The following is a 17264-nucleotide window of genomic DNA, read 5'->3' as shown; positions in this document are numbered from 1 at the left end:
AGTGACCTTGGCGACCGTCGCGTTCGTGGAGATCCGGGACGTCACGTGTCCCGAATCTCCACGATCTCCTAGGACTCGTCGAGGAGGTCCTCGATGAGGATGGGGATGTGCCGGACCCGGATGCCCGTGGCGTTGTGGACGGCGTTCGTGACGGCCGCCGCCATCCCGACGATGCCGATCTCGCCCAGCCCCTTCGCGCCGACCGAGTTGTGCAGGGTGTCCGGATACTCGAGGAAGTGGACGTCGACCTCGGGGATGTCCGCGTTCACCGGGATCAGGTAGCTCGCGAAGTCACCGTTGGCGAATCGCCCGTTCTCCTCGACCTCCAACCCCTCGTGCAGGGCTGCCGAAACACCCCAGATCATGCCTCCGAGGATCTGGCTCCGAGCCGCCACGGGGTTGATGATCCGGCCGGCGTCGAACACCCCGAGCATGCGGGACACCCGGATCTCGCGGGTCCACTCGTGCACGCGGACTTCGCAGAACTGCGCACCGAACGAGCTGAACGAATGTTTCGTCAGCTCCTCGCCGGGAGCCGAGGAACCGGTCACGGACAACGAGGGTCGGCCCAGTGCCCGCAACAGTTCCCCGAAGGACATCGTCCGGTCTCCGGCCAGCACCCGGCCGTCCGCGTAGGAGACGTCCATGCCGTCGAACGGCGCGCCCGGTGCCGACGCCAGTGCGAGCAGCTCGTCGATCGTCTTGGCCGCGGCGATCATGATGGCCGTGCCCGCGCTCGCGGTAGCCGTGGAACCGCCGGACATGCCTCCGGGCGGCAGGGTCGAATCGCCGAGCCGCGGCACCACCCGGTCCGGCGGGATGTCCAGCGACTCCCCGCCCACCAGCGAAAGCACGGTCAGCAGGCCCGTCCCGGGGTCCGCCCCGCTGGTCTCGACGACCGCCGTGTCGTCGGGCAGCAGGGTGATCCCGACCGTGGCCGGGAACCGCAGCGCGGGGAACATGGCGGTGGCCGTGCCCATGCCCACGAGCCAGTCGCCGTCCGTGCGCCCGTGGGGCGCGCGATCCGCCCAGCCGAATCGCGCCGCGCCGACGCGGAAACATTCGTCGAGGTGTTTGCTCGACCACTGCAGATCCTTGCCGGGCGGAGCGGTCGAATTGTTCCGCTGCCGCAGCTCGATCGGGTCCATGTCCAGCGCGACCGCGAGTTCGTCGATCGCGCTCTCCAGCGCGAAGGATCCCGGTGCCTCACCCGGCGCCCGCATGAAGGTGGTCGGCGGGATGTTGAGCGGCACCATCTTCTGGCTGATGGCCAGGTTCCGGGTGGCGTACCACTCGCGCGACGTGCCGTGTGACGTCGGCTCGACGAACGACCGGTCCAGGGGCGTGCTGCACCACGAATCGTGCCGCAGCGCGTTCAGCGTGCCGTCGTGCTCCGCGCCGAGGGCGATCTTCTGCACCGTCGCGGCGCGGCCCGCGGTCGCGGTGAAGACCTGCTCCCGGCCGAGCACGGCTTTCACCGGCCTGCCCAGCACCCTGGCCGCCGCCGCGGCGAGGAACGCCGGGGTGGACGTGCGGCCCTTGCCCCCGAACGCGCCGCCGACGAAGGGATTCACCGCGTGCACCTCGGACGGCTTCGTGTCCAGCGCCATCGCCAGCTCCGCCGCCTGGAGGTCGGATCCCTGGTTGCCGCTGTGGATCGTCAGGCCGTCGGGCCCCCACACCGCGACCGCGGAATGCGGTTCCATCGCGGCGTGGTGCTGAGGCGCGGTGGTGTACGTGGCTTCGACGACCACCGGGCTCTCGGCGAGCGCGTCCTCGATGGACTCGACACCCGGGGCGAGCACTGCGAGGGCCGACGGGCCACCGTCTCTCGCGGCGGGCGGCTCTTCGGCCGAGGCGAGGCCGTCCTCCAAGGACGTCTGGGCCGGCCTGGTCAGGTAGGAGACCTCGACCAGCATCGCCGCGTCGCGCGCCTGCTCGTAGGTCTCGGCGACCACGAACCCGATCGGCTGGCCGTAGTAGGTGACTTCCTTGTCCTGCAACGGAACCCAAGTCTCGCCCATGAACGGCGTGGCCGGAGTGCGCAGTTCCAGCGGATCGAATGGCGTGTACACGCCGACCACGCCGGGCGCGCCCTTCGCCGCCGTGACGTCCATCGTGTCGATCTCGCCGTGGGCGATCGTGCTGAGCACGACGTAACCGTGGACGAGTCCGGGGAAGGTGTGGTCCGCCCCGTACTCGGCCCGGCCGGTGACCTTCAGCGGCCCGTCCACCCTGCTGGTCATGAGCGGCTCCCCTCGGTCAGTTCGAGCAGCGCGCGGACGATGGTCCGCCGCAGCAGCGACGTCTTGAATCCGTTCGCGGCCAACGGGCGTGTGCCCTCGGCGGCGAGTGCCGCGGCGTCTTCGAAGGCGGCGACCGTCGCGGGTGCACCCCGCAAGGCCTCCTCGACCGCGGGCAGCCGCCACGGTACGGTGGCCACGCCGCCTGCCGCGATCCGGGCGTCGACGACGCGCGAGTCTTCCACCCGCAGCGCGACCGCCGCGGAGCACAGCGCGAACTCGTAGGACTGCCTGTCCCGCACCTTGACGTAGGTGGAGTTCGACGCCCAGTCCAGCCGCGGGACTTCGACCTCGGCGATCAGTTCGCCGGGCCGCAGGTCGTTCTCGAGCTCAGGAGTGTCGCCGGGCAGGCGATAGAAGGAGCCCAGCTCGACGGTGCGGCTCCCGGTCTCGCTGACCAGGCGGAGCCGCGCATCGAGGGCGACCAGTGCGACGGCGACGTCGCTGGCGTGGGTCGCCACGCACGAATCGCTCGTGCCCAGCACCGCGTGCATCCGGTTGGCGCCCGAGATCGCCGGGCAGCCGCTGCCGGGGATTCGCCGGTTGCACGGCATGGCGACGTCGCGGAAGTAGGAGCAGCGCGTGCGCTGCATGAGGTTTCCGCCGATGCTGGCCATGTTCCGGATCTGCTGGGAGGCGCTGAGCAGCAGCGCACGGGAGATCGCCGGGTACACCCCGGGATGTCCGGCGATGTCGGCCATGCGCTCCAGCGCCCCGAAGCGGAGCCCGTCGGTGGTGTCGATGCCACGCAGCGGTACGGCGTTGATGTCCAGCACCTGCGGTGGTGTCAGGACATTGAGCTTCATCAGGTCGACGAGGGTGGTCCCGCCCGCCAGGAACGTGCCGGACGAGCCGACCGCGTCTTCGACGGTCTCGGGTGCGAGCAGCTCAAAGGGACGCATCGGCTCTCCTCGCCTGCTCGACCGCGGCGACGATGTTCGGGTACGCCGCGCATCGGCAGAGATTGCCGGACATGAACTCCCGGACGTCCTCGACGCCTTGCTCGACGGCGGCGACGGCCGACATGATCTGCCCGGACGTGCAGAATCCGCACTGCAGGGCGTCCTGATCGACGAACGCCTGCTGAACCGGATGCAGCACGTCCTCTGTGGACAGTGCTTCGACCGTGGTCACCGGCTGCTTCACGGTGGCGGCCAAGGTCAGGCAGGAGAGCACCGGACGGCCGCCGACGTGCACCGTGCAGGCTCCGCACTGCCCTCTGTCACAGCCCTTCTTCGGGCCCGTGACGGCGAGCCGCTCCCGCAGCGCGTCGAGCAGGGTCACCCCGGGATCAACCCCGAGATGTTCCGTCCTGCCATTGACTTCGAGTGAGATGTCCACTGGATCTCTTTCCGCAGATCGTCCGGGCCGGGCCCGACGGCGTAGGTTGAGGTGGTGGGAAGTCCGTTCGCGAAGTGAAGCGGATATTCATCCGCTTCGATTTCCAAGCTAGCGGATTACAATCCGCTCGGCAAGGTCGATGCTCGCCCTGGAGCCGCTCCAGGTCCGACGGGTTCCTCGGCTACATTCACCGGAGAACGAGGTCGGCGGACAGGAGGGACCATGACGACGGGATCGGTCAATCCCCGGCGTGCGGACACCCGCCGCAACCACGAGCGCATCCTCGCCACCGCGGCGAAATCGCTGGCCTGTTCCGGCGAAGTCTCGTTCAACGCCATCGCAAAGGAGGCCGAGGTCGGCGTCGGCACGGTGTACCGGCACTTCCCCACGCCGGAGGCCCTCATCCTGGCGGTGTACCGGCGTGAGGTGCGCCAGCTCGTCGAGATCGTGCCGAGCCTGCTCGAGAAGTACGCACCGGAGCAGGCGTTCCGCGTGTGGACGACCGACCACCTGGCGCACTACATGATGACCAAACGCGGCCTGGCCGACGCCCTGCGCGCCGCGACCGCCTCACGCGGCGAGCTGCCCGCGGGGGCCTACCAGGACATGGTCGGCGCGGTTTCCACCTTGCTGCAGGCCAACATCGACGCCGGCACCGTGCGCGCGGGCCTGGAGCCCGAGACCGTCCTACGTGGACTGGGCGGACTGCTGTACCTCGACCCGAAGGGCGAATGGCGGCGCGACGTCGCGAGCCTGCTCGACCTGCTGTGGCGCGGGATGGGCACCGGCCGGGCCTGACGCGCGACCTGCACCCCGGTGCCGCGAAAGCGTCACGGCCGCGGGATGTTGCGAAGGTTGGCCCGGGCGAGGTCGATCATCCGGCCGACCCCGCCTTCGAGAACGACCTTGCTCGCGGCCAAGGCGAATCCGCCGAGCTGACCGGCGGTGATATGCGGCGGGACGGACAGCGCGTTCGGATCGGTCACGACGTCCACCAGTGCCGGGCCGTCGTGGCTCAGCGCTTCCTTGAGCGCGGCGCGCAACCGGGTCGGGTCGGTCACCCGCTCGGCGCGCAAACCCGCACCACTGGCGATGGCGGCGAAGTCGACCGGGCGGTGGTCGGTCTGATAGTCGGGCAGGCCGTCCACCAGCATCTCCAGCTTCACCATGCCCAGCGAGGAGTTGTTGAACGTCATGATCTTGACCGGGAGGTCGTGCAAGGCCACGGTGAGCAGTTCGCCGAGCAGCATGCCCAGCCCACCGTCGCCGGACATCGACACGACCTGGCGTCCCGGATAGGCGAACTGCGCGCCGATGGCGTGCGGCAGGGCGTTGGCCATCGTGCCGTGCAGGAACGACCCGATGACCCGGCGGCGCCCGTTGGGGGTGAGATACCTGGCCGCCCAGACATTGCACATGCCGGTGTCGACGGTGAAGATCGCGTCGTCCGCGGCCAGTTCGTCGAGGAGATCCGCGGCGAACTCCGGGTGGATCGGCACGTGCCGCTCGACGTTGCGGGTGTAGGCGTCGACGACCTGTTCGAGCGTTTTGCAGTGATCACGCAGCATGCGGTCCAGGAACGTCCGGTCGGTCTTGCGCCGCAGGAGCGGCTGCACGGCCCGCAGGGTCTCCCGCACGTCGCCGTGTACCGCCAGTTCCAGCGGGGTACGCCTGCCGAGTCGGGTCGCGTCGTGGTCGACCTGCACGGTCCGGGCCTGGGGAAGGAAGGAGTCGTAAGGAAAATCGGTGCCCAGCAAGACCAGCAGATCCGCGTCGTGCATGGCCCGGTAGCAGGCGCCGTAGCCGAGCAGCCCGCTCATCCCGACGTCGTAGGGATTGTAGTACTGGATCCATTCCTTGCCGCGCAGGCTGTGGCCGACCGGCGCCTGCACGGTCCCGGCCAGCTCCATCACCTCCGCGTGCGCGCCGCGCACCCCGGCGCCGGCGAACAAGGTGACGGTCTCGGCGTCGTTGATCAACTCGGCGAGCCGTGTCACCTGGGGTTCGGGTGGCATGACCGTCCCGTGCTCGGTGACCGGCGTCCCGGTCCCCGTGGGCGCGACGGCGTCGAGGTGCGCAATGTCGCCGGGCAACACCAGCACTGAAACCTCGCCGCGGGACAACGCGTGCTGCATGGCGATCCGCAGCACCCTGGGCATCTGAGCGGGCCTGCTGATCTGTTCGCAATAGCCACTGCAGTCGACGAACAGCCGTTCGGGATGGGTTTCCTGGAAGAACCCGGTGCCGATCTGGCCGGACGGGATATGCGAGGCGAGCGCGAGCACCGGGGCGCCGGTGCGGTGGGCGTCGTAAAGCCCTTGCACCAGATGGGTGTTGCCGGGGCCGCAGCTCCCCGCGCACACCGCGAGCCGTCCGGTCAGCTGGGCCTCGGCGGCCGCGGCGAAGGCACCCGCCTCCTCGTTGCGGACATGGACCCACTCGATGCCCGGGGTGCGGCGGATCGCGTCGACGACGGGGTTGAGGCTGTCTCCGACCACGCCGTAGATCCGTTCCACCCCGGCCTGCACCAGGACTTGGACTAATTGCTCGGCGACGTTGGGCTTGGCCATCACGACCCCTTCGATGCTTCGGCGGCGAATACCCTCATGATCCACGTGCGGACCCCACCTCGCAGGTCCTGTTGAGGCATAAGGCAAGAATGGCCTGATCGAGGCAGCGGTGGGAGTGGGCTCGCCAAGGACCGGCTGAAGCTTGACCGCGTCGGTGCCATTGCCCCCTTGCTCGCCCGAAGTACATGAAGGAGCCCTTCCTGTACCTAGGCGCAAGGAAGAGGTCCTTCATGTACTCGGCAAGGTGTGAAGGTCGAGTTTCCTCGGCTGAGCCGAGGGAAGGGGGCCTTCACGCGCAGCTGCTGTGACTATTGGTGGACGTGGCGCTTGCCGGGTCCGTGAAGGCGCGGCCCTAGCCGAGTTCCGCCGAGGAACCGACGACGACGGCGTAGAGATCACCGATCGTCGCGAGCGCCGCGCGGTGCTGTTCCGCGGCGGTCACCGGACCGGCGACGGAAGGAAGCGCGCGCGTGGCACAGGCCGCGGCGACCACGGTCGGGGTGTTCCCGCGCAGGAACGCGCCCTCCGCGGTGAACGTGACGCACATATGGGTCATGAACCCGGCCACGACGACGTCCTGGTGCCCTGCGGCATCGACCAGCTCCCCCAGCCGGGTTCCGACGAACGAATTCGGCGCGGTCTTCACCACGACCTCCTCGCCCGGAACGGGGGCGACACGTTCGTGGATCCGGCCGATGTCCTGCCGGAGGTCGTACGGGCTGCCCTCGCCGCCGTCGTGCATGACGTGGATGACCGTCGCGCCCTCGGCACGAGCGCGCTCCAGCAAGGTGGCCGCCTCGTCGAGTGCCGCTCCCCAGCCGTCGAGCTCCATCACGCCGCGCGTGTAGGTGTTCTGGTAGTCGACGAGGATCACGGTCGCGTCCGAGAGCGTCGCGGGGGTCGTCGGCAAGGTGCTGATTTCGCGGAGAGTGGTGCTGGTCATCGTGTGTTCCTTCGCTTTCCGGTCGGTACGGCTACCATGATTGCTGACCCGATCCGATAGTGAGATACGGATTCGGGTCAGCTGTGGTCGAGATCGGCCGACATCCGCGGGAAGGGAACGATGCGCGCTCCGAGTGTGGCCGTCCTGGCGTTCGAGGGGATCAGCCCGTTCCATCTCGCCGTGCCGTCGCTGGTGTGGGGACCCGAATCGCCGGCGGGCGACATGGAGCCGTGGCCGATCACGGTCGTCGCCGTCGAACCGGGCAGACTCACCACGAGCGCCGGTTATTCGATCGACGTTCCCGCCGGTCTCGGCACCCTCGCGGAAGCCGACATCGTCGTGGTGCCATGGTGGTCCGACCCGGAAACCTCGACGCCCTCGCCCGTGGCCGCCGCGTTGCGAGCCGCGCACGAACGCGGAGCGCTCGTCGTCGGGCTCTGCCTGGGAGTCTTCGCTCTCGCGGACGCGGGCATCCTCGACGGGCGCGCCGCGACCACCCACTGGAAATGGGTCGAAACCTTCCGGAGGCGCTTCCACTTCGTAGAACTGCGTCCAGAGGAGCTATACGTCGACGAAGGTGACGTCGTGACCGGCGCGGGCGCGACCGCTGGGATCGACACGTGCCTTCACCTGCTCGCCCGCACGGCCGGGCAGGTCGTCGCCAACCGGGTCGCCCGGCGGATCGTCGCCGCGCCGCACCGTCCCGGCGGCCAGGCCCAGTTCATCGAACTGCCCGTCCCCGCCGCGGACGAGGATCCGCTCACCACCGTGATGAGCTGGGCGCGGTCCCATCTGGACGCGCAGCACAGCATCGACGACCTCGCCGCCCGGGCACATATGAGCCGCAGCACCTTCACTCGCTCGTTCCGCGCCCGCACCGGGACCACCGTCCACAGCTGGCTCGTCGCACAACGCCTCGCCCGGGCGCGCCAACTCCTCGAGACGACCTCGCTCGGCATCGACGCGGTCGCCGCGCAGTCCGGCTTCGGCACCCCTGCCCGTCTTCGCGAACACTTCGCCACCGCGCTGGGCACGACGCCGACGCGCTACCGAGTCGAGTTCTCCGCCCCGCGCTGATCGCCACGGGTTAGACACGCGGGCCGCCCGAGGCGAGAGAAATCCTTTTCTCGCCCGCTCATGGGAAAGTGGAATCCTTATTTCCGCAAACCGGCGGGACTGAGTGCGCGCGCGGAAAGAGTCGTGTCATACACTCGGCTTTTCACATCAGCGAATGGCTCACCCCAGAGGGTGATCTCTATCGAGTGCATTGCCCGGCGGAACTGGATCGAAGAAGGCATTCCGGGGCAAGATGGCCGGGCACGAAGACCGGCACGATGGAGGACCATGTGGAGCTGTGCGGAACCCCCATCTTCGACTCTCTGGTCGAGGAGACGAGGAGGACGGCCGCCGGAAATGGCACGCTCCCCCGCGATGACAATTCAGAATCGAGCGAGCAACGCGCGGACGCCGTCGACGAAAACAAATGACGATCACCTGACGCCATGAGCAAACGAAATAGACCGTTTTCGATTTTCATCCCTTTTCGGATGAAGACACATCACCGGAAAATCCGGCGGAGTTCTGCAGATCGTCGAGCAACCCCAGCCGGCCGGCGATGACCCCGGTCAGGATCCCGCGAGCGACGGTGAGCAGTTCGGTGACCGACGGACTGGTCAGCGAGTAGGAGACGGTCGCGCCTTCCTTGCGGGGCACCACCAGGTTGGCGCGACGCAGGACGGCGAGCTGCTGCGACAGGTTGGCGGGCTCGATGCCGAGGTCGGCGAGCAGCTCCGAGACGTGATGCTCCCGCTCGCTGAGCAGTTCGAGCACACGGATCCGGACGGGGTGCCCCAGCGTCTTGAAGAACTCCGCCGTCGCCTGATACAGGGGGCTGTTCATCGGCATCCCTTCCCCGCAGGTCCAGCCGTCCGCACACCCCTGATCGTGCCCGATTTCCGGAGCCGCCGAACCTCACCCCGCGCCGATCGGGCGCGACCACACCCGATCAGGGCACAAAAACGCGTTATTTGAGCACCAGCACACGGTCACGAATTGCACAATTATGCAAGTCTGCATATCAGAGAAGGTGAGAACACCTGTGAGTCACGGCATGCGGGATTCCGCGAGCCTCTTGTCGATCCCCCGGCCCGCCACGAGGAGTGGACGGTGACCACCCGCCACTCCATCCCCACCGCCGCCACCCGGGCTCACCTCGTCCTCGCCGCGCACGCGGCGGAGCTGGCCGATCTCGCCGCGAACGCCGCCCGGGAGGACGCGTGCTCGACGCGGGATCATTCCGGCTTGATCGGGATGGCACAGCAGATCCTCGAGGCGGCGGTGGTCGCCGCGAGGCTCGACGGGAAGACTTGGCAGGAGATCGCGTGCGGACTCGACGGCGCGACCCCGCGGTCCGTGCGGACCCGGTACTGGCCCTCGGTCGCGCGGTTCCGCGCGGATCCCTTCCCCTCGCAGAACGCGCGCCGCGAGGGTGTGCCGGAGCACACCGAGCAGACGGCCTTCCACCTACGACGGCTGCCGACTCCGGAACAGCGACCCGACACCGCCGAGTCCGCGACGGAACCGGCCCGTTCGCCGGCCGGGCACCTCGCCCTGGTCACGATCCCGGCTGAACAGGGCGAAGGCGAAGCGGTACGCGAACCGGCGGCCGCGGACGCCCGGTTGAAGATCGCGGAAAGGCTGGTCGCCGCCTACGAGCGGATCGCGACCAGCGACCGTCAGCCCCCGCAATGGATCCTCGACGGTCTGGCCCACGCCCGCCGCACGGCCGCGGAACTCCGTGCCCACACGGGCACGCCACCTGAATGACTCTCGGCGGGAAGCTACACCGAGGTCGCGAGACCGGCTTCGCGGTCGAAGTCGTGCTCATCCTCGGTCTGCGTCCGCGCCACCATCTTCGCGACCAGGTCGAAGATCGGCGTGGCTTCCTGCGGGAAGGTCACGCTCTGCTGGTTCGCGCTCTCGGCGATCATGAACCGCTACTCCTCATGGGTGATGACAACAGCGACCATTCACTCTAACGGTCGCGCCGTGACGACGGGCCGTATTCGGAGTTTTCGGTCGAACATCACCCAGGGGCGACCAGGACGGAGGCCGGGCGATGCCACACCGCCCGGCCTCCGTGCCGGTGACGCCGGCGTTCGCGAAGCACCGGTTGGTCCCATCCCGTCGCCGAACGAGATGTTCCAAGTCCATCAGGTTGACGCCCACGTTCGCGAGGTCGCCGACCTCGGTGAGCACTTCGGCGACGAAACGCCCGGTCACGTGCATGCGCTCGATCTCGGCGGGCGTCTTCAGTTCGATCATCGGATCCTCGTGTCGCTGATTGGTATTATTATACCGGCACCCTAGCAGTAGGCGGTATAATAATACCAATCAGCGGTGCCCTACCCTGCCGGGCAGCAGCGCTCGATCGCGTCGAGCAGGATCCCGCACGCGAGCTCGATCTCCTCGGCGGTCACGGTGAGCGGTGGCATCAGCCGGATCACGCTGTCGTCGCGGCCGCCGAGCTCGACGATCAGCCCATGCCGCAGCGCGTGGGCCTGCACGGCGCGGGCATATCCGCCTGCCGGGCGGCCATCGCTCGGATCGGCCAGCTCGATCCCCCACATCAGGCCGAGGCCACGGACCTCACGGACCCAGACGTGGTCGTGCAGGGTGTCGAGTCGTCGTGAGAGCTGCCGCCCGCGCTGCCGGACATTGCCCAGCACGTCGTCCCGCCGGACGACGTGGACGGCCGCCGCGCCGGCGGCGAACGCGGTCTGGTTGCCCCGGAACGTGCCGGTGTGCGCGCCGGGCGCCCAGCCGTCCAGTCGCCGGTCGTAGAAGATCACCGCCACCGGAAGCCCCATCCCGCTCAAGGCCTTCGAAGCGATGATCACGTCGGGCTCGATGTCGTAGTGCTCGAAGGCGAACCAGGTTCCGGTGCGGCCGCAGCCCGTCTGCACCTCGTCGACGACGAGCGGGACGTCCAGTTCCGTGGTCAGCGCGCGGACGCGCCGTACGAAGTCACGGTCCGCCGGGATGATCCCGCCTTCGCCTTGCACCATTTCGAGAATCACCGCGGCGGGAAGGGGGATACCGCCGTTGGGATCTCGCAGCGATCGTTCCAGCAGGCCAACGCAGTTGGTCTCGCACGTGTCGGGCGCAAGGCCCACCGGACACCGGGCGCAGTAGGAGTACGGGAAGAAATGCACGCCGGGTACGCCGTTGACGATCGGTCGTTTCTGGTCGACGAGACCGGTCAATGCCATCGCCGCGTGGCTCGAGCCGTGGAACCCGCCCTGGAAGGACACCAAGTCGCCACGGCCGGTCGTGGTCTTGCAGAGTTTGATCGCGGCGTCCACCGCGTTGGCCCCGCCGGGACCGCAGAAGTGCATCCGCATCCGCGAGCGCAGGCCAGGCGGCAGCATGGACAGCTGAGCGTCGACGAAGTCACGTTTCGCCGGCGTCGGGAAGTCCAAGCCGTGGGTGAGCACGTGGAGCTGTTCGGTGGCCGCGTGCACCAGTTCGGGATGGTTGTGGCCGAGGGAGAGCACACCCGCGCCCGCCAGGAAGTCGATGAAGACGTTCCCGTCCACGTCCCACAGGTAGCTTCCCGCCGCACCCGCGATCGCGATCGGCAGGTGGCGTGGATAGGCCCGCGCACTGGATTCCCACTGGCGCTGGTGTTCGAGGAACTCCGCGGAGCGCGGCCCCGGCAGGGAGCCCTCGACGCGAGGTGCCAGCGCCGGCCTCGTCGTGGAAGCGTGGGTCATGGCGACCTCCTTACCGCGGCGATCTCGGCGGCCGCTTCGAGTTCGACCGCCGGATTGGCGTGCCAGCGGGTTCGCGCCGGGGCCACGGTGCCCTTCATCAGGAACGCGTCGGCCTCGGCGATCACTCCTTCCTCCATCGTCACTCCATAGTGGACGAAGGCGCCGACACCGAGCGTGCATCCCGCGCCGATGGTGATGTGGTCGGATTTGAAGGTCCCGTCCTCGAGCGAATGTCCTTGCACGACGGTGTGCAGGTTGAGCACGCAGTCGTCGCCGATGCTCACCAGGGACCGTTCCGGGATGGCACATCCGTCGTCGAAGACACGGCGGCCGATCCGGACGCCGAGACGGCGCAAGAGGAACGGCTTGAACGTAGTCCCGTCGAACAACGCGAGATAGCGGGCGGGGCTGAGTTTCCAGAACCGTTCGTGCCGCCAGAAGGCCGGATCGTAGATCGAGCAGAACAGCGGCCGCATCGACCGGAAGCCCTGTACGGCCAGTTCCGCCAGCATGAGGAACGCGACCGAGAACACCAGCGTCGCCACGATGCCGCCACCGACGGCGAGCGGGCCGAACCGCGCGTGCAGGACTCCGGCCGCCGCGCCGATCAACAGGATTCCGAACAGGTGCAGCCAGTGCACGAGCAGGTAGACGCCGATGGTGACGGTGTTGTGCCGGTTCTTCGCCCTCAGGCCCCGGCGCAGCGCGTCCCCCGTGCCGAGGTGCTCGAACCCGGTGTCACGGCGGACGGTGCGAGGGATCTCGAACGCCGGCGAGCCCAAGAGGCCGACGTTCTCCCGGACCGGTCCGTCCAAGGGAACGAGGACCTTGGTGGCCAGCAGGCAGTTTCGGCCGATCTTCGCGCCCGGCGGGAAGGCGATTTCGTTGCCCAGGAACGCCTGCGGCGCGACGGACGTCCTGCGCAGCCGGAACGACGAAGCGGAGAAGTCGGCGTTGAGCAGCGAAAGGCCGTCAGAAACCATCGTCCCGGTGCCGACCGTGCTCAGGAACGGTGTCTCGTGCTTGACCTCGACCCCGAAGTTGGATCCGGTCTGCTGGACCTTCGACAGGTCGTACCCCAGCGCACGCAGGTAGTACACGATGTAGCTGCTGTCACCGAACAGGTACGTGTACGCGCGCAAGTTCGTCAGCCGCGCGATCAGCCGCTGGATCGCGAAATGCCTGCCATAGAGCGGGTAGACACGGTCCGGCCGGAGGAACAGGCCGAGCAGGCGCGGGATCGTGAGGACGACCACCAGCCCGGCGAGCAGCGCACCGAAGTACATCAGCGCCGAGTCGGCGATCCGGCCGAGGTAGAAGGCCCAGCTCGTGAAGTCCACCGTCGTCGTGAACCACTGTTCGACGAGCACACCGGCACCACCCAGCGTCAGGGGAAGCGTGCCGAGCAGCAGAAGCAGCACGCTGGCCACGCAGAAGACGATCGGCCTGAGCCTGCCGCGCGCGACCGTGCCCAGCGCCCGGTAGTCCACGCTGGAGAGGCGAGCGGGCGACCCGTGCCAGCTCTCGCCGCTGGGGACGGACTGTCCGGAGTGCAAGGACGACGAGTGGCCGAGCTGCGCGTCGTCTCCGAGCGCCGTGCCGATGTCGAGCACGGTCATCTCGCCGACGAAGGCGTTGGCGCCGAGCGTGACCGTGCCGGTCTGGATCCGGCCCGCTCTGGCGCGGTAGCCCGAGAAGTAGGCGTCCTTCCGGATGACCGCCCCGGCACCGACGCTGAGCAGATCGGTGCAGACCGGCGGGTTCCTGGAGAGGATCAGGGCGCCCTTGCCGATGTCCGCACCGAGCGCCCGCAGGTACCACGAGTACAGCGGAGTGCCGACGAACAGCATCAGTGGGCTGAACCTGACCAAGGTCTTGACTGTCCAGAAGCGCAGGTAGCCGACGCTCCACAGCGGGATCTCCCCCGGCTTCCACCGGCCGACGATCGCCCACTTCGCCAAGACCGGCACCACGGAGAGAACGACGAACACGGCGAGCCCGAGCCCGGCGGCGCGCGCGTAGCTCTCGGCGAAGCCCGTCGCGGCGTCGATCCAGGCGAATCCCGTGTCCAGGAGCCAGCCCGAACCGGCGGCATAGGCGAGGAAGGCAATGAGCTGGAACACTCCACAGAGGACGTACGACGCGGTGGACGCCCGGCGTGGCTCCTCGGCGCGAGCGACCATGACCTCGGCCGCGGAGGTGGCCGACTCGGCGAGGCCGCGAATGGTCGGGTTGAGGTACACCTCTCTGGCCGACAGCGGCGCGACCTCGCCACGATCCCGGATCACGGCGCAGAACTTGGCCAGCAGCAGGGAGTCGGCACCGTAGTCGTCGAAGAAGTGCCCCGTCACCGAGACCGGATCGATCCCGAGGACACCGCTCAAGGCCTCCGCCAAACGCAGTTCGGTCTCGGTGGCGGGCGCCACGTAGTCGACGTCGCTCGCCGCTCTTCTCGGGTTCGTGGGTGCCGGGAGATGCTTACGGTCGGCTTTGCCCGCCGGTGTCAACGGGATGTGGTCGAGCTGTTCGAGATAGGCGGGCACCATGTAGCCCGGCAGTAGTTCCGCCAAGCGGCGACGGAGTTCTCCGGGATCGACGTCCTCGTTGTCGCGCCGCAGGCTGTAGTAGGCGACCAGTTCGGTGGTGCCCGCGTCCGGATGGTGGGTCTCGACCACCGCCTGGGCGATGCCGGATATCCGCAGGAGGACCGACTCGATCTCGGTGAGCTCGACGCGGTAGCCACGGATCTTCACCTGTGTATCGGCACGGCCGTGGTATTCGATCTCCCCGTCCGGGGTGATCCGGCCCAGATCGCCGGTGCGGTAGATCCGGCGGGACGGATTGTGCCCGATGCCGAGGAAGTCCGGGATGAACGCGCGCTCGGTCAGGTCCGGCCGGTTCAGATAGCCGCCGGCGAGCCCGATCCCCGCGATACCGATCTCCCCCAGCTCACCCGCGGCCAGCGCCCTCGGCTCGTCCGGATCGAGGATGACGACCGAATAGGTGGGCAGGGGCACCCCGATGGTCACCGGCCGGTCGGGGCGCAGCACGGACCACGTCGCGGTGACCGTCGCCTCTGTCGGACCGTAGACGTTGAGGAATCGCCTGTCCGCGCGATACCAGCGACGTACGAGGTCTTCGGGACACGCTTCGCCGGACACCAGGAGGAACCGCAGCAGCGGCAGGTCCTCGTCGAGGCTGGCCAGCAGGGTCGGGACGCAGCACAACGCGGTGACCCGGTTCTCCCGCAGGAATTCGAGGAGATCGTGCCCGACGAGGGCGGCACCGCCGGGTTTCGGCACGAGCGTCGCACCGCTCAGCAACGGCACCCAGATCTCCTCGACCGAGAAGTCGAACGCGATCGTCATGCCCTGGTAGACCCTGTCGGTGTCCCGGATGCCGTAGACATCGGCGGCGACCAGGACGAAGTTGCAGATAGAGGCGTGGTCGATCGTCACGCCTTTCGGTCGTCCGGTCGAGCCGGAGGTGTAGACGACGTAACAGAGTTCGTCGGCAGGTGTGCCCTTCTCAGCCGTGCTGAGCCGTGTTCCCGGCAGCCCGGCGATCCGGTCCGAGTCGTCGTCCAGGCAGACCAGGTCGACACTGCCCGGTTCGAACCGATCGCGCAGCCCGGAGGTCGAGATCACGAGCCGGACGCCGGCGTCCTGGACGATGTAGGCCAGACGGTCGTCCGGAAAGCCCACGTCCAGCGGCACATACGCCGCGTTGACCTTGAGCACGGCGAGCATCGCGACGTAGGGATGCACCGGTTCGGCGAACAGCAGCCCGATCCGGTCACCGGGCCGTACCCCTCGCGCCAGCAGGTGCCGGGCGAGCCGATTGGCTCGCCCGTCCAGCCCGTCGAACGTGACCTTCACGCCTCCTGCGTCCACTGCCAGGCGGTCTCCGAGCCCGTTGGCGCGCAACCGATCGCAGAGGCGCTCGTACAGCAGCTCCAGCCGGTCACCGGCCCGCCATCGAACCCGCTGTTCGTGGCCGTCACAGGTCAGTACCAGGCCGTCGGTGGTGAACTGTCCGTACGGGCTCATGTCCTGTCCTCCGCCAAGCCGAAGGAGTCGTGCAGGGCTCGGACGGTCGTGTCGACGACGTCGGCGGGGATCACGGCGGTGAGGCGCGACTGCGACGTCGTCATCGACGGCACCGTGACCCGGTGACGGGCGAGGACCCGCAGCAACTCGGGCAGGAAACCGGGCGGATCGAGCAGTGCGGTACCGACCACGGATACCGAGCCGAGCTCCTCACAGACCGTGGAGCGGGCGTCCAGCTCCATCGCGAGCCGGGTGATCGGCGGACCGAGCGGCTCCGTACCCCGGACGGTGAACCTGAGTTCGCCGGGGTCGGGCCAGCTCAGATTCGCCGGTCTCACGCCGCAGCCGGCCAGCATCGTGAGCACGCGTGCGTAGCGATCGGGGTCCGCGGCCGAAACTTCGACCCGGACCAGCCGCACGTCGCGTTCGTGCGCGATACCGATGACGCGGGGAGTGCCTTCCAGCGGCTCTTCGCCCGCCGTGACGACGGTGGACGGGCCGGGATCCGAAGAATGCTTCACCCGCACCGCCACCCCGTGACGGCGCGCGAGCTCGACGGATCGGGGATGCAGCACGCGGGCGCCGAGCTCGGCGAGCTCGACCATGGTGTCGTAGGAGATCGTCCGGACCGGCCGGGTGTCCCGCACGATCCGGGGGTCGGCCGTGCGAACGCCGTGGACGTCGGTGCGGATCTCGCATTCGGAGCCACCGAGCGCGGCCGCCAGTGCCACCGCGGTGGTGTCGGAGCCACCTCTGCCCAGAGTCAGCAGTTCACCGTCGGCGGTCCGTCCCTGGAACCCGGCGACCACGACGACCCGCGCGTCCCGCAGCCGCGCGACGATCTTGCCGGGATCGACCCGGACGATGGTTCCCGCTCCCGGTTCGCCCGCGACCTCGATCCCCGCCTGATCACCCGACAGCGAGACGGCTTCGACCCCGCGCTCGGCCAGCGCCATGGCGAGCACCGCCGCGGAGGCCTGTTCGCCGGTCGCCATCAACTGGTCGAGTTCCCGGGGAGCGGGCGGTTCGGCGAATTCGCCTGCCAGCGCGATCAGCCGGTCGGTGCTGTCTCCCATCGCCGACACGACGAGGACCACTCGATGTCCGGCTTCGGCGATCGCCGTCACCTCGGCGGCCACCTGGTTCACCAATGTCGGGGTGGCCAGCGACGATCCACCGTATTTTCGTATGACCAGTCCTTCGCTTCGCGGATTACGTAAAGGTGTGTCCGGGCCGACATCGAGTTCCGGGGAATAATTCACCATTTTCCTTCATGGGGTCGT

General features: G+C 68.5%; 13 protein-coding genes and 1 pseudogene. 3 read left to right on the top strand and 11 right to left on the bottom strand.

Annotation, left to right across the window (positions count from 1 at the left end; all coding sequences use genetic code 11):
• Positions 1-68: 68 nt before the first annotated feature.
• Genes AC069I_RS38990 through AC069I_RS38980 form a run of 3 tightly spaced genes read right to left on the bottom strand, consistent with a single transcriptional unit; the run spans position 69 to position 3644 of the window.
• A complete protein-coding gene (locus tag AC069I_RS38990) occupies positions 69-2246 on the bottom strand; it encodes a xanthine dehydrogenase family protein molybdopterin-binding subunit (RefSeq protein ID WP_478267604.1) in 2178 nt (725 codons plus the stop codon).
• Positions 2243-3205, bottom strand: a complete 963-nt coding sequence (locus AC069I_RS38985) for an FAD binding domain-containing protein (RefSeq protein ID WP_478228178.1) — start codon at positions 3203-3205, stop codon at positions 2243-2245. The genes AC069I_RS38990 and AC069I_RS38985 overlap by 4 nt, the downstream gene beginning before the upstream one ends.
• Positions 3192-3644 carry a (2Fe-2S)-binding protein gene (locus AC069I_RS38980; protein ID WP_478232806.1) on the bottom strand — a complete coding sequence of 151 codons (453 nt, stop codon included), beginning with the start codon at positions 3642-3644 and terminating at the stop codon, positions 3192-3194. The genes AC069I_RS38985 and AC069I_RS38980 overlap by 14 nt, the downstream gene beginning before the upstream one ends.
• A gap of 222 nt (positions 3645-3866) precedes the next feature.
• Here AC069I_RS38980 and AC069I_RS38975 point away from each other — a divergent pair, with 222 nt between their 5' ends.
• A complete protein-coding gene (locus AC069I_RS38975; RefSeq protein WP_478228176.1) occupies positions 3867-4442 on the top strand; it encodes a TetR/AcrR family transcriptional regulator in 576 nt (191 codons plus the stop codon).
• 32 nt (positions 4443-4474) lie between these two features.
• Here the strand turns inward: AC069I_RS38975 and AC069I_RS38970 are convergent, their stop codons facing one another.
• Both AC069I_RS38970 and AC069I_RS38965 read right to left on the bottom strand, forming a co-directional pair.
• A complete protein-coding gene (locus AC069I_RS38970; protein WP_478267603.1) occupies positions 4475-6214 on the bottom strand; it encodes a pyruvate dehydrogenase in 1740 nt (579 codons plus the stop codon).
• 352 nt (positions 6215-6566) lie between these two features.
• The gene (locus tag AC069I_RS38965; RefSeq protein WP_478228174.1) at positions 6567-7157 is read right to left on the bottom strand and encodes a cysteine hydrolase family protein; all 591 of its coding nucleotides are present in this window, start codon (positions 7155-7157) and stop codon (positions 6567-6569) included.
• 120 nt (positions 7158-7277) lie between these two features.
• On the opposite strand from AC069I_RS38965, the gene AC069I_RS38960 reads away from it, so the two are divergent.
• Positions 7278-8234 carry a helix-turn-helix domain-containing protein gene (locus AC069I_RS38960; RefSeq protein ID WP_478228173.1) on the top strand — a complete coding sequence of 319 codons (957 nt, stop codon included), beginning with the start codon at positions 7278-7280 and terminating at the stop codon, positions 8232-8234.
• Between the two features lie 456 nt (positions 8235-8690).
• On the opposite strand, the gene AC069I_RS38955 is transcribed toward AC069I_RS38960, so the two are convergent.
• Positions 8691-9056, bottom strand: a complete 366-nt coding sequence (locus tag AC069I_RS38955; protein WP_478267602.1) for an ArsR/SmtB family transcription factor — start codon at positions 9054-9056, stop codon at positions 8691-8693.
• A gap of 267 nt (positions 9057-9323) precedes the next feature.
• Here AC069I_RS38955 and AC069I_RS38950 point away from each other — a divergent pair, with 267 nt between their 5' ends.
• Positions 9324-9983, top strand: a complete 660-nt coding sequence (locus AC069I_RS38950; RefSeq protein WP_478228171.1) for a hypothetical protein — start codon at positions 9324-9326, stop codon at positions 9981-9983.
• A 14-nt stretch (positions 9984-9997) separates the two neighbouring features.
• Here the strand turns inward: AC069I_RS38950 and AC069I_RS38945 are convergent, their stop codons facing one another.
• From AC069I_RS38945 to AC069I_RS38925, 5 genes and pseudogenes are all read right to left on the bottom strand, one after another.
• Entirely contained in the window at positions 9998-10147 is a 150-nt protein-coding gene (locus tag AC069I_RS38945; RefSeq protein WP_185927105.1) for a hypothetical protein, read from the bottom strand.
• A gap of 172 nt (positions 10148-10319) precedes the next feature.
• Positions 10320-10481, bottom strand: a pseudogene (locus AC069I_RS38940) (type I methionyl aminopeptidase); the annotation flags it as partial.
• 80 nt (positions 10482-10561) lie between these two features.
• The gene (locus tag AC069I_RS38935) at positions 10562-11932 is read right to left on the bottom strand and encodes an aspartate aminotransferase family protein (protein ID WP_478267601.1); all 1371 of its coding nucleotides are present in this window, start codon (positions 11930-11932) and stop codon (positions 10562-10564) included.
• Positions 11929-15981 (bottom strand): Pls/PosA family non-ribosomal peptide synthetase, encoded by a 4053-nt coding sequence (locus AC069I_RS38930; protein ID WP_478267600.1) that lies wholly within the window; start codon positions 15979-15981, stop codon positions 11929-11931. The genes AC069I_RS38935 and AC069I_RS38930 overlap by 4 nt, the downstream gene beginning before the upstream one ends.
• A complete protein-coding gene (locus AC069I_RS38925; RefSeq protein ID WP_478267599.1) occupies positions 15978-17246 on the bottom strand; it encodes an aspartate kinase in 1269 nt (422 codons plus the stop codon). Before AC069I_RS38925 ends, AC069I_RS38930 begins: the two co-directional genes overlap by 4 nt.
• Between the last annotated feature and the right edge of the window lie 18 nt (positions 17247-17264).

It is taken from the genome of Amycolatopsis sp. NPDC043885, assembly GCF_056435685.1.
This window is presented reverse-complemented; position numbering and strand designations above follow the sequence as displayed.